Genomic DNA, 13334 nt, shown 5'->3' with positions numbered 1-13334 from the left:
ACATTTTGTTCATATGACAATGTTTATAATGTTTAATAAATCATTTTATATAATTTGTTATTTTTTATGTTGTCGGGATGAAGAAAAACACACGACAAGGAAGCATGAATGGTTGCCTAAAATAAAAGGGGATTTTTGCTGGAGGAGGCTTTTTATAAATGCTGGATGCAAAAACGATGGAAATCATTAAAACAACGGCTCCGGTACTGAAAGAAAACAGTGTAGCGATCGGAAAACGGTTTTATGAATTATTGTTCACCCGTCATCCGGAGTTGCTCCATATTTTTAACCACAGTAACCAAAAACGCGGTTTGCAGCAACGTTCCTTGGCGCATTCCGTCTATGTGAGCGGGGAGCATATCGACCGTTTGGAGGACATCCAACCACTCATCATGAAAATCGCCCATAAACACCGGGCGCTCGGGGTCAAACCGGAACAATATCCTGTGGTGGGCGAAACGCTGATTGAGGCTGTCAAAGATGTGTTGGGGGACGGAGCGACGGATGAGATTATCCAGGCTTGGGTGAAGGCCTATGATTACATCGCCAATCAATTCATCGGAATCGAACAAAAGTTGTATGAACAAACGGAATCGGAAGAAGGCAATTGGGAAGGTTTCCGGGAATTTGTGGTGGTGAAAAAAGTGAAGGAGAGCGAGGTGATCACCTCCTTCTATTTAAAACCCAAAGACAATAAGCCCCTTGCTTCATTCCGTCCCGGACAGTATCTGACCATCCGGGCAAAGATTCCGGGTGAAAAATACATGCATCACCGCCATTACAGTTTGTCCGATGCTCCCGGAAAGGACACCTACCGGATCAGCGTGAAACGGGAAGATGTCCGGGATGGAAATCCTCCCGGCGTGGTTTCCACCTGGTTGCATGAACAGGTGCAGGAAGGGGATGTGCTTGAATTCAGTTCGCCGGCTGGTGATTTTGTTTTGGATACCGAATCCACGAACCCGGTCGTGTTGATCAGCGGAGGTGTCGGGTTCACTCCCCTCATGAGCATGTTGAACACCTTGGTGGAAAAACAGCCGGACCGGGATGTAACCTGCATTCATGCGGCCATAAACGGCAAACACCATGCAATGAAAGAGCATGTGGCCCGTTTGGCGGCAACTTGTGATCGGCTGAAATCTTATGTGATTTATGAATCGCCGACCGAAGAGGACCGAGCGGAAAAATCCTTTGACAAAGAGGGATGGATTGACAAAAAGTGGCTGGAGTCCGTGGTGGACCATACCGGTGCCGATTTTTATTTGTGCGGTCCGGTTCCGTTTATGGAAGTTGTTTATTCGGCGCTCCGAGAGATGAATGTGGATGAAAGCCGCATTCATTATGAAGCTTTTCGCCCGCTTGACACCATAGATGCCGGTTCATGACGGGAAAATGAAAACCACCCGATACGGGTGGTTTTTTTGTTTGCAGAGCTTATAAGCCGTGGCAAAGAAAAGAAATTGACAAAGTGTCAAACATTTTGTCGCCATTTTGTGAACGACATCCGTTATGTGATGTGAATCACAAAAGCGGCGCAACGCCCCGTTTAAAGTGAAGGTGTAACAAAAAAATGAAATACAGGCAGGAGGAATTCATACCAGAGACACAAGGACATGAATCATTTTTATGAATCCTTCATTTGTGATGTTTGTCACAAAATCTGGAGAATTGGACTCATCAGCCAGTGACATTCCAAGTGTTATGGGAGGGAGAATTGTTGAAGAAATTGCGGGCATCCAACAGACTGAGAAAGCTTTTGCCGGTACCGGGATTTGTTCTCATTTTATTGCTGACAGGATGCGATGACCGTTATGTCATGTTTAATCCGTCCGGACCGGTCGCCATGACTCTGTATGATCTGATCAAGTTGTCCGTTCTCATGCTGTCTTTGATTGTGATCCCGGTGATGCTGTTCTTCTTCTATGTGGTTTACCGGTATCGGGACAAACCGGGGAATAAAGCTTCCTACCGTCCGGAGTGGGATGACAGCAAAATCATGGAGATCATCTGGTGGACCATTCCGGTGGTGATTGTCGCCATCTTGAGTGTGGCAACGGTTCGGGACACATATGGATTGACGAAAAAACCTTCACCGAACAAGCCGATCACCATTGAAGTGGTTTCATTGGACTGGAAATGGCTTTTCTTGTATCCGGAACAAAACATTGCCACGGTGAACCATGCACCCGTTCCGGCAGGGGTTCCGGTTCAATTTGTGCTCACTTCAGATGCCCCCATGAACTCCTTCTGGGTTCCGGAATTGGGCGGGCAATTGTACACCATGCCGGGAATGGAGATGCCGCTTTGGTTGCAAGCCGACAAACCCGGTGTGTATGAAGGAAAAGGAGCCAACTTTACCGGAAAAGGCTTTGCCCACATGAATTTTGAAGTGATTGCCAAACCGCAGGCGGAATTCGATGCATGGGCAGAAAGCGTGAAGAAATCCGCACCTGCTTTCACAGGAGAAAAATATGATCAATTGAAACAGCCGGGTTTGGCAAAAGAGCAGTCGTACTCGTCTTATCCGCCCAAACTTTACAAACAAATCGTGGATAAAAACGGAGGAATCTATTGGGACAAACATGATATGGACGTTCGCCATGAACCTGTTCATGAATAACGGAAAGGTGGGATCCAACAGTGATTCAGCAAATCGTTGATTACCTGAAAAACGCCCACCCCATGATTCAAATGTCAGCGGTTGCTTCCTTGGTTGTTCTGCTCGGGATCATCTTTGTGCTGACATATTTTAAAAAGTGGGGCTGGTTGTGGCGCGAATGGCTGACCACGGTGGACCATAAAAAAATCGGGGTGATGTATCTGATCTGCGCCCTGATCATGTTGTTCCGCGGTGGCGTGGATGCGCTGTTGATGCGGATTCAGCTGGCGGCGCCCAATATGCACTTTCTCGATCCGCAACATTATAACGAAATTTTTTCCACACACGGAACGATCATGATCTTGTTTGTGGCCATGCCGATGATCTTTGCCATGATGAACATTGCGGTTCCCCTTCAAATCGGGGCACGCGATGTCGCATTTCCTTTCTTGAACGCACTCAGTTTCTGGTTGTTTTTCTTCGGTGCGATGCTGTTTAATCTTTCCTTTATTCTGGGCGGTGCGCCGGACGCCGGATGGGTGGCTTATCCGCCGTTATCCGAAGTGGATTTCAGTCCGGGCCCCGGAATCAACTACTACCTGATGTCGCTCCAGATCTCAGGAATCGGAAGCATTGCAACCGGTGTCAACTTTATCGTCACGATCCTGAAAATGCGGGCACCCGGCATGACCTTGATGAAAATGCCACTGTTTCCCTGGTCGGTTCTCGGGTCTTGCATCATCATTATTTTCGCTTTCCCGGCCTTGACCGTGGCTTTGGCGCTTCTCGGGTTGGACCGGATTTTTGATACCCATTTCTTTACGATGGATGGCGGCGGGAACCCGATGATGTATATCAACCTGTTCTGGATTTGGGGTCACCCGGAAGTATACATTGCCATCCTGCCGGTTTACGGAATTTTGTCGGAAGTGATCAGCACCTTCAGCAAGAAACGCATTTTTGGTTACAAATCGATGGTGATGTCGCTGATGCTTATCAGCGTGATCAGTTACTTCGTCTGGGCACACCATTACTTTGTGATGGGGGCCGGCCCCGGAGTCAACAGTTTCTTTGCCGTCGCTTCCATGGCGGTCGGAATTCCGACGGGTGTGAAGGTGTTTAACTGGCTGTTTACGATGTTCAGAGGACGCATCCGGCTGACCCTGCCGATGATGTGGGCACTTGCTTTCATTCCTTGCTTTGTCGTGGGCGGGGCAACCGGAATCATGCTGGCGATGGCACCGGCGGATTATCAGTTCCACAACAGTTATTTCCTCATTGCCCACTTCCATCAAGTCTTGATCGGAGGAGCCGTCTTCGGACTGTTGGCCGGAATGTATTACTGGTGGCCGAAAGTGTTTGGCTTCAAATTAAACGAGAAGCTTGGAAAATGGGGGTTCTGGTTCTTTAACATCGGCTTTTATGTCTGCTTCATGCCGCAATACGCTTTGGGATTCATGGGCATGACCCGGCGCGTGTACACTTACCCGGCTGAATCTGGTTGGGGAGATCTCAACTTTGTCTCCACCATCGGTGCCTTTATGATGGGAGCCGGTTTCTTGTTCATCGGTGCTCAAATTGTCTACAGCTTGTTCCATAAAGAGTTGGACACAACCGGAGATCCGTGGGACGGCCGCACCCTCGAATGGTCGATTCCTTCCCCTGCACCGCATTACAACTTTGCCCAAATCCCGGAAGTGGGCAGTTTTGACGCCTGGTGGGAGAAAAAACGGGGCAACCGGGACAGTTTGAAAACCGGTTCAAAACTCAAACCGATCCACATGCCGAAAAATACGCCCATTCCGTTCCTCATGTCGATCGCCTTCTTTATCGGCGGATTCGGATTGGTGTTCAGTCAATTCACCATTGCGGTCATCGGGTTGATCGGGATCATTGCATGTATGTTGTGGCGCTCGTTGGAAAAGGATGAGGGTTATTTCATTCCCGTCGATGAAATCAAAAAAGCGACTGCCAAGGGGGTGTCGTAAATGGGAGCGACGGAACAACAAGCTGTTTTGGATCACCAAGCGCATGACCATGAACATCACGAGGATCAAGACCGTTATGTTCTGGGCTTTTGGGTGTTCCTTGCGTCGGATTTGGTGCTATTTGCCAGCATCATCGCCACTTATTTTGTCTTGCGTACGCATACCGACGGGGGCCCGTCCGCGGCCGAACTGTTTGAAATTCCGCTGTTCACGCTGGAAACCATCCTGCTTTTGACCAGCAGTTTCACCTGTGGTTTGGCGATGCACGCGATGAAAAACCACCGGTTGAATGCCATGATCGGGTGGATCGCCGCCACGATCGCCTTGGGATTGGCGTTTGTCGGGATTGAGGCCAGTGAGTTTGTCAAATACGCTGCCGAAGGGGCCACCATGCAGCGGAGCGCGTTTTTGTCCGGATTTTATACACTGCTTGGAACCCACGGACTTCACGTATGTCTGGGCATGGGTTGGCTTGCCTCTGTGATGGTTCAGCTGAAGCGCCAATCCATCAATCCGGCCACGGCAAGGAAATTCACAAACGCGGGACTCTACTGGCACTTCTTGGATGTGGTGTGGATCCTGATCTTCACGCTGGTTTATCTGGTGGGGGTGATTGAATGAAAAAAACAAGCAGTTTCCCCTGGTCTCATGTGATCGGATTTATCGGATCGATCGTGCTCACGTTTTTGGCCATCGGGGTTGCCGTCCGTTCCCCGCTTTCCATGGTTGGGACCTTGACGGTCTTGCTGGTGTTGGCCGCCTTGCAAATTTTGATTCAGTTGGTTTTCTTTATGCACATCAATGAAAAAAAAGGGCCGGCTTATCATACCATCGCCATTTCGCTGGGATTTGTGTTTACGTTTGCCGTGATAGCCGGATCCATTTGGGTGATGACCTTCAGTTACTTTTAATAAGGGGTGAGGAAAATGCCGGCTCCATCGGTTCATGCGGTTTCATCAGACACCCGGTTGCTTCCTGCGGTGATCAATAAGGTCAAGGCGTATGTGGCCTTGACCAAACCGCGGATTGTACTCCTGATGGTTTTTTCGGCGCTTTGTTCCGCCATCGTTGCCGAGGGGGGGTGGCCGGAGGTTTGGACCTTGGTTCATATGTCGGTCGGTTTGGCGTTGTGTGCCGCGGGGGCATCCGCTTTTAACATGTGGTACGACCGTGACATGGATCAACTGATGGAACGCACCATCCATCGACCGCTTCCCACCGGGCGGATCCGTCCGCAATCCGCGCTTTGGTTCGGATTGGGTCTGGGCATGTTGTCCCTGATTTGGTTGGCCGTTTTCGTCAACGGGCTTTCCGCCCTCCTGGCGCTGGCCGGCTACTTGTATTACACCGTGATCTACACGGTGTGGTTGAAACGGAGAACACCGCTCAACATTGTCATCGGGGGCGGAGCCGGCGCTCTTCCCCCGATGGTGGGATGCGCTGCGGTGACGGGGGAAATCGGTTGGACAGCCGTGTGGTTGTTTGCCATAATCTTCGTTTGGACGCCGCCTCATTTCTGGCCGCTGGCCATGGTGAGAAATGAGGAGTATCGCTTGGCGCACGTTCCCATGATGCCGGCAGTCCGGGGTTTTCGTGTCACAAAACGGCAATGTTTGGTTTATACGGTGCTTCTTTTGCCTGTTTCTTTGGGATTGGCGATGACCGGAGCGGTTGGTGGTTTTTATCTGGTCACGGCCGTCTTTGCCGGGTTGGCTTTTTTGGCGGCTCAGATCTTGATGTGGCGTGAACCGGATGACGAGATCCTGTGGGCGAGACGGGCTTTTCGGGCTTTATTGGCTTATTTGACGGTTTTGTTTGCTGCCATGGCCATGGATGTATTGATATAAAATTTCTCCTTTTTTTCTAAGAAGGGAGGGAGAGGATGCAAACGGCAACCATTTTCCGCCATCGGAAAAAACTTTATCCGTTGGCGCTCATCACGCTGATCGGGTTGTTTTTGGTCAATCTCATCGGTTTTGTCGACACCAAGACAGGGTCCACTTTTGGTTGTGGCGAAGAATGGCCCCTCTGTAACGGGGAATGGATTCCAAGCGAATGGGATAAGCATGTTGCCATTGAATACACCCACCGGGTGAGTGTCCTGGTTGACATGATCCTCTTAATCGTGTTGACCGTCCTCTCCTGGACACGATACCGGGACCGGAAAGCGATGCGAATCATTATCGGCATTTGTTTTTCGGGATTTATCGGGGAGTCGGTATTGGGCGCGTTGACGGTTCTTTTTGACAACCCGCCGTGGGTGTTGGCTTTTCATATGGGGATGGCTCTCACTTCGGTGGTGGGATTGTTTTTGTGGACGGGATGGTTGTACCGAAACGAGGTGGACCCGTCACGCCACCAAAAGGAAGCGGATCCGGCCGGGATGAAAAAGCTGGGACAATGGGCCTGGTTCGCGGTGATATATTTCTTCTTCGTGGTGTACTTCGGGGCGTATGTCTCATTTACCGGTTCCGGTTCTTTCTTTCAAGGATGGCCGGTGCCGACGGAACCTTATGAAATCGCCCGGCATGCGCTGGTGATTGACTGGGTTCACCGCCTTTCAGGTTTTGTCCTTCTTTTGATGATCCTCCGGCTGAGCGTGTTGGCTTACCGGATGCGTCAGGAAAGAAAGGATTTGTGGGGCATCTGCCGGGCCATGTTAATCCTGATCGTCTTGCAGTTTTTAAGTGGCGGTTTGTTGATTTACACCGGACTGAGCCTGGCGGCCTTCCTGCTTCATGTTACCTTTCCCAGCCTGATCATTTGCCTGTTGAGTTGGCTGGCTTTTAAAACCGTGCCACAGAGAAGAAACAGACTATGAAAGATTGACAAGAGTAAGGCCACCTTATCATGGTGGCCTGTTTTTTATTTGGGGAAAATTATCTTTCTCTTTCCATCGCATCCCGCTTGGTCCGGTGAACCGTGCCGAACGGATGCTCCGGCGGGGCGTAAATGCTGTAGAGTTTCAAAGGCTGATATCCCGTATTGATAATGTTGTGCCATGTGCCGGCCGGAACCATGATGGCATCATCTTCAAATACGGCTCTTTGGAAATTTAACCGGTCTCTTTGCGGTCCCATTTGCACCCAGCCCTGGCCTTCTTCAATGCGCAAGAACTGGTCTACATTGCGGTGGACTTCCAGGCCGATATCTTCCCCGGGGTTAATGCTCATCAAAGTCACCTGCAAATGATCTCCCGTCCAGATGGCCGTGCGAAACGTTTGGTTTTGTTCAGCCGCTTGTTCGATATTGATGACAAAAGGTTTTTTTCCCTGATCTTCGAACCGGACCCTGTTGGGGTTGGATGGATCAGGCATTTGAGCATAATAAGGATACGGATAAGGAGGATACATGTAGTGATACACATTGCTCATCCCTTTCAAAGGTATTCATGCTTTTTTCAAAGGTGATTTCACATTATACATATGGGGATCCGTGGGCAGATGTTCCGTGTTTTTGAAATCAAAGAGTGAACACAAAAGAAAAAGACCTCGTGATGTGAGGTCTTTTTTGTCAAAATGTTTCAAATTAAATACAAAATGATTAAAATGATAAGCAAAACACTATCCAGGATACTAGCCAAAATATAGGCCGATTTGGGTTCCCAATTCAACTTTTTTCCAAAAGTGATAGCCCCGAATAGGAAGATCGATGACAGTACGGCGTAGATCAAAATTAAATATAGGATTTCTATCTTTATCCCTCCGTTTCTTTTACAGATTGGATCAGCAATGAAACCAGTTCCCAAAGAGTTATTCGTAAAAGGATCGGATTTTTTTGTCAAAATATTTTCTGTTTGGGAAGAAAACCATTTTGTTCATTTTTTTGGGAGGGACTTTCGGGATGTTTATGGTGCATGGTTTACTGACTTGTTTGTTTTTCTTTTGCTAAACTGAAAGTGGCAGAATTTGCGATTGTTCACGGAACAGGGTTGTATTCATTATTTACAAAAAATACGGAATAGAAAAAATGCGGTTCGGCAATAGTCCGATTTAATCACAGGTTTGGGAGGCGGAAAGATGAAAGTGGATTTTGGCCTGACTGCCGGCGATTACCGAAAGTACCGGGCGGGTTATCCGGATGAATTATATGACCGTCTTAAAAAGTACGGAGTGGGTCTCAAGGGACAATCCGTGCTGGATCTCGGGACCGGAACCGGGTATCTCGCCCGGAAATTTGCCAAGCAAGGGGCCCGGGTAACCGGAATAGACATTTCCAAAGAGCTGATCAAAGAAGCCCGGGAGCTGGATGAACAAGAAGGGGTCCATTCCCGATATGTGATCGCCCGGGCAGAGGCGTTGCCCTTTTCGGATTCCGAATTTGATGTGGTGACCGCCGGGCAGTGCTGGCACTGGTTTCAAGCGGATCAAGTGTTAAAAGAAGTGCGCCGTGTTTTGCGCTCGCACGGAAAACTGGCGATCATCCACCTGGATTGGCTGCCGCTGAAAGGAAATATTGTGGAAAAAACGGAAAAGCTCATCTTGTCGTATAATCCGGATTGGCAAGGGGCCGGGGGAACGGGGGTTTATCCGGCGTGGTTCACGCAAGTGGCGATCGGCGGATTTTCCGGTATCGAGTCTTTCACGTTTGATCTTATGATTCCATACAGCCAAGAGGCGTGGCGGGGGCGGATCCGGGCAAGCGCAGGGGTGGGGGCCAGTCTCCCGCCGGATGCAATCGCCAGGTTTGACCATGAGTTCAAAGAGTTCCTGGAAAAGAATTATGAGGAGACGCTTAAGATACCACATCGCGTTTTTTGTTTGGTTTGCACACCGAAGGAGGAACCATGATGGTTTGCATGGGAAGAAGAGCTTTCCTGTGGGGAAGCTCTTTTTTGTTTTGTGATCTTATTCACAAAGAGAAATCGTTTTTTTGGCTAAGATGAAGCTGGAAGGGATGTGATGGGATGAAGGCATGGGCAAAACCAAGGGATTACAACGTGAATCCGTTTATTGTGATATGGGAAGTCACCCGGGCTTGTGCGTTGAAATGTTTGCATTGCCGCGCGGAGGCCCAGTACCGCCGGGATCCGAGAGAGCTCTCGTTTGAAGAGGGAAAACATTTAATTGATGAGATTGCGATGATGGATTCGCCTTTGTTGGTCTTTACGGGCGGCGATCCATTTATGCGCCCGGATTTGTTTGAATTGGCCATATATGCCATTGAAGAAAAGAACTTACCCGTTTCCATCACCCCCAGCGCCACCCCCAGGGTGACCCGCCGGGCGGTGGAAAAAGCCAAAGAAGCCAAATTGTCCCGCTGGGCCTTCAGCCTGGATGGTTCATGTGCCGAGATCCATGATTTTTTCCGGGGAACCAAAGGATCTTATGATTTGACCATGAGAGGAATTCAATATCTGAAAGAATTGGGGATTCCGCTTCAAATCAATACCACTGTTTCCAAATACAATCTGGAAGATTTGCCGGAGATTGCGGACACAGTCAAAGAGATGGAAGCGGTGTTATGGAGTGTCTTCTTCCTGGTCCCCACCGGGAGGGGATTAAAAAAAGACATGATTTCCCCCGAGGAGCATGAATCGGTGATGAAATGGCTGTACGAGCTCAAAAAAACGATGCCTTGTGATATCAAAGTGACGGAAGCGCCGCACCATCGCCGTGTCTTTTTACAGGAGTCCCGGCGACAGCAGGAAACGGGCGTTTCACAAGCAGGCAAACGAAAAGATGTTTTGGGAAGAGCGCCGAAAGCCGTGAATGACGGAGACGGATTTGTGTTTATCAGTCATATCGGCGAAGTGTATCCCAGCGGTTTTTTGCCGGTGGTTTGCGGAAATGTCCGGTGGGAACCGTTGTGGAAAATTTACCGCGAGTCGCCCGTCATGCAAAACTTGCGGGATAAATCGAAGCTGAAAGGTAAATGCGGGGTTTGTGAATTCAAGGAGATTTGCGGAGGGTCCAGGTCACGGGCTTATGCGTTGACCGGGGATTATCTGGAGAGCGATCCCTCCTGCAGTTACATTCCGGCAGCGTTTCGGCCGGAAACATGAAAAAACCAAAGAAAAAGGGACTTCCAAGGTCGGAAGTCCCTTTCTTTTTTACCGGGTTACCCGGATGATTCCTTTGGCGCCTTTGGAAGCTTGCCGGAGCTGATGGCTGATGAAAGGATAGTTTCCTTCTTTCGTGACGGTTAGTTCGATCACGGCGCCCGCGCTCGGCGAAAGTTGCACGGTTTGCAGACCATGTAGCCGGTTGCGGGGATTTCCGTCCAAATAGACAGTATCCAGGGTGGTGCCGATCACATGGAAGGAAGAAACTTCATTCGGCCCGGCGTTGAGCACATACAACCGGATCCGTTCGCCGGCTTTTGCATGGAGCGGTTGTTCTTTCAAAGCATAATCGTTGCCGTTGAACACATTGTATTCCGGCATTCCGTTGGTCATGGCACCAAGGTCATTTTCTTTATACCATTCGCTTTGGACGATGACATATTCGCGGTCGATCGTTGCATCGGTCGGATAGCCGTTTTTGGGTTCAACGATGATCATGCCGAACATTCCGTTGGCAACGTGTTGCAGGACCGGGTCGGTTCCGCAGTGGTACATGAAGACGCCGGGGGTATCGGCGGAATAGGCGAAGGTGTTTTGCTGACGGGGCATCACGTTTGCAAATTTTTTGTCGGGGGCGGCATGGACGGCATGAAAGTCCATCGAATGCGGCAGGTTCGGATCTTTGTTTTTTAAGGTGAAGAAAAGTGTGTCCCCTTCTTTGACCCGGATCACCGGGCCGGGAACCGTGCCGTTAAAAGTCCAGGCGTTGTAATTCACGCCTTTGGAGATCTCGACGTCCGTCACTTGTGCGGTCATTTCAATACGGACTGTTTTCCCGTCCCGGGTGATTTTCGGCGGGATCGGCGATGCGTTCTCCCGTTGCACGGCAGGTTCGGTTTTCTCCGGGGGTGTTTCCGGTTCTTCTTTTGGCACAATGGAACAACCGGACAGGACAAGCGATGAAATCACAAGAACAGAGAGAAAGTTTATAGCTTTCATTGATGATCACCACGTATTCTTTGGTCGTGTCAAATCCTGCAAATGTGCATCATTTCACAAATAAGTCGTTGAGACTGCCGGGATTCCCGGATTTTTGGCGGGATGTTTCTTTTGGTGCCCCGGGAGGGGCGGGCGGCGTTTGCCGGAAGACAAACGCTGCGGTGATGTGTTGATGAAGGGCGGGTCAAAAGCCAAGCCATTCTCTTCCTTCCGGGGAAATTTTCTCCGGTGTCCACGGGGGATCCCAAACCACGTCCACTTCCACGCTTTCCACGGACGGCAATGAACTTAATGCGGCTTTTACCCCGTTGACGATGGTGTCATGAAGCGGGCATCCGGGGGTGGTCAGGGTCATCTCGATGAAAATATGGCCGTTTTTGATGTCCATTCGGTAAATCAGCCCGAGATCCACCACATTGACGCCCAACTCGGGATCATAAACTTCTTTCAGTCTTTCGATGACGGTTTCACGGGTTAAACACATGCTTTTTCCTCCTTTGACCTGAAAGTGAAGACGTTGCCGATGGTGGAGATGGCATACAGGCTGGAAAGCGAAAACAGAAGGAATCCGGCTTGAAAAAGAAAGGTGGATGATGTGACAATCCCGGGCACCGTTCCCAAAAAGGCAAAGCCCACAACATAAAGTGCCCGTTTCAATTTCTTCTCCTGAATCATTTCAGAAAGAAGCGGGACTTTGTTCTTTCCGACCTGGTTGCCGTATTGAAAGGTCCACCATAAAAAAGGCACGATTTTTGACAAATAACCGATGATCGTCAGGTAGACCCATCCCCATAAACCGATCCAGACGGTCAGGATGAAAAAGGACGGTTGGGAAACGAAAAAGGAACCAACGGCAAACCCAAGAAGACAGAGCGCCGTCAATAAATTGACTCTCAAGGTGAAATGAATGCCGGCTCCCGGATTTTTCTTGATCCCGGCTTGGCGGATCTGGTGCAATGCGTAAACGTAAAGGCAAAAAGCCACGGCCAAGAGCATGATGGAAAACCGGCTCCACGGTCCAATCCCCGTCAGGTTGCTTAAAGCCCCGCCGGCCACGGCCAGATTGAAGAGAATGAATGTCCGATTTTGCCATTGGACCGGATGGTTGTGAGAGATGGAAAACATCGGCAACAGTTTATAACTGAAACCGATAATCAGATTGCCGAACCACCCGGCAACTCCGAGCCAGATATGGGTGTAAAGAAGCTGGTCATGGCTTACGCCCAACTTCCCAAGGGTAAAATCAAAACCCATGAACATGCCGCTTGAAGCGGTCAAGATCAGGCAAACCAGCGCACTTCCCGCATGAAGGGTGACCGGATTCCATTGCCCGGCCCGAAGCAGCGTGATGCCGATGTTGAGAACAAAAAGCAATATGGCCAGAAACAGGAGCGTGCAAAAAACGGCAATCCAGCGGGGGTTAAAAAAGAAAAAGCCGAAGATCAAGCCGGTATGGCCGACCAGATAAAATACATAATGGAGTCCCCCCATTCTTTGGCTGAAGAGTGATTGGTTGAGAACCACCGGAACCAGTTGGTACACCGCTCCCATGGCAATCATGGATGCCCACCCCAGGACGAAGAGATGCGTCAATCCCCATCCGTACGGGGAGCGGGGTGCCGTCACATGAATGTCAGACTGGAACAAAACCGCTGTGATGAAAAACGCGGTCATTTCCAAGATCCCCGTAATGATAAAGCACAGCGGGATTTTCAGTGATGACGAATCGGCATGGATCTTCATC

13 protein-coding genes are annotated in these 13334 nt (G+C 49.7%); 9 read left to right on the top strand and 4 right to left on the bottom strand.

The genetic code is table 11. From position 1 onward, the window contains the following. Window positions 1-158: 158 nt before the first annotated feature. From hmpA to I8U23_RS02645, 7 genes are all read left to right on the top strand, one after another. Window positions 159-1385 (top strand): NO-inducible flavohemoprotein, encoded by a 1227-nt coding sequence (hmpA, locus tag I8U23_RS02675; protein ID WP_037996825.1) that lies wholly within the window; start codon window positions 159-161, stop codon window positions 1383-1385. Window positions 1386-1717: 332 nt separating this feature from the next. Further along, complete coding sequence (locus I8U23_RS02670; RefSeq protein ID WP_037996822.1) at window positions 1718-2620, top strand: ubiquinol oxidase subunit II; 903 nt, start codon at window positions 1718-1720, stop codon at window positions 2618-2620. 62 nt (window positions 2621-2682) lie between these two features. Further along, complete coding sequence (locus I8U23_RS02665; protein ID WP_049720204.1) at window positions 2683-4587, top strand: cbb3-type cytochrome c oxidase subunit I; 1905 nt, start codon at window positions 2683-2685, stop codon at window positions 4585-4587. Then, window positions 4588-5208 carry a cytochrome (ubi)quinol oxidase subunit III gene (locus I8U23_RS02660; RefSeq protein WP_049720179.1) on the top strand — a complete coding sequence of 207 codons (621 nt, stop codon included), beginning with the start codon at window positions 4588-4590 and terminating at the stop codon, window positions 5206-5208. It abuts the gene before it with no gap. Then, window positions 5205-5498: a cytochrome C oxidase subunit IV family protein gene (locus I8U23_RS02655; RefSeq protein ID WP_037996817.1), complete on the top strand. Its 294-nt coding sequence runs from the start codon at window positions 5205-5207 to the stop codon at window positions 5496-5498. Before I8U23_RS02660 ends, I8U23_RS02655 begins: the two co-directional genes overlap by 4 nt. Before the next feature lie 15 nt (window positions 5499-5513). Next, window positions 5514-6434, top strand: coding sequence for a heme o synthase (locus I8U23_RS02650; RefSeq protein ID WP_198050701.1), 921 nt, complete (start codon window positions 5514-5516; stop codon window positions 6432-6434). Between the two features lie 35 nt (window positions 6435-6469). Next, window positions 6470-7408 (top strand): COX15/CtaA family protein, encoded by a 939-nt coding sequence (locus I8U23_RS02645; RefSeq protein WP_049720178.1) that lies wholly within the window; start codon window positions 6470-6472, stop codon window positions 7406-7408. Between the two features lie 58 nt (window positions 7409-7466). Here the strand turns inward: I8U23_RS02645 and I8U23_RS02640 are convergent, their stop codons facing one another. Further along, window positions 7467-7904, bottom strand: coding sequence for a cupin domain-containing protein (locus tag I8U23_RS02640; protein ID WP_049720202.1), 438 nt, complete (start codon window positions 7902-7904; stop codon window positions 7467-7469). A 702-nt stretch (window positions 7905-8606) separates the two neighbouring features. Here I8U23_RS02640 and I8U23_RS02635 point away from each other — a divergent pair. Both I8U23_RS02635 and I8U23_RS02630 read left to right on the top strand, forming a co-directional pair. Next, window positions 8607-9377 (top strand): class I SAM-dependent methyltransferase, encoded by a 771-nt coding sequence (locus I8U23_RS02635; protein ID WP_049720177.1) that lies wholly within the window; start codon window positions 8607-8609, stop codon window positions 9375-9377. 116 nt (window positions 9378-9493) lie between these two features. Next, window positions 9494-10591 (top strand): TIGR04053 family radical SAM/SPASM domain-containing protein, encoded by a 1098-nt coding sequence (locus I8U23_RS02630; protein ID WP_049720176.1) that lies wholly within the window; start codon window positions 9494-9496, stop codon window positions 10589-10591. Window positions 10592-10639: 48 nt separating this feature from the next. Here the strand turns inward: I8U23_RS02630 and I8U23_RS02625 are convergent, their stop codons facing one another. From I8U23_RS02625 to I8U23_RS02615, 3 genes are all read right to left on the bottom strand, one after another. Next, window positions 10640-11590 carry a multicopper oxidase domain-containing protein gene (locus tag I8U23_RS02625; RefSeq protein WP_049720175.1) on the bottom strand — a complete coding sequence of 317 codons (951 nt, stop codon included), beginning with the start codon at window positions 11588-11590 and terminating at the stop codon, window positions 10640-10642. Window positions 11591-11774: 184 nt separating this feature from the next. Continuing rightward, the gene (locus I8U23_RS02620; RefSeq protein WP_049720174.1) at window positions 11775-12074 is read right to left on the bottom strand and encodes a metal-sulfur cluster assembly factor; all 300 of its coding nucleotides are present in this window, start codon (window positions 12072-12074) and stop codon (window positions 11775-11777) included. Next, a complete protein-coding gene (locus I8U23_RS02615) occupies window positions 12065-13333 on the bottom strand; it encodes a hypothetical protein (protein WP_049720173.1) in 1269 nt (422 codons plus the stop codon). Before I8U23_RS02615 ends, I8U23_RS02620 begins: the two co-directional genes overlap by 10 nt. Window position 13334 lies beyond the last annotated feature (1 nt).

The sequence above is a fragment of the Thermoactinomyces sp. CICC 10735 genome, assembly GCF_016055175.1.
In the GTDB taxonomy this organism is placed as follows: Bacteria; Bacillota; Bacilli; order Thermoactinomycetales; family Thermoactinomycetaceae; genus Thermoactinomyces; species Thermoactinomyces vulgaris.
The sequence above is the reverse complement of the archived record's forward strand: the minus strand, read 5'-3'. Positions and strand labels throughout refer to the sequence as shown.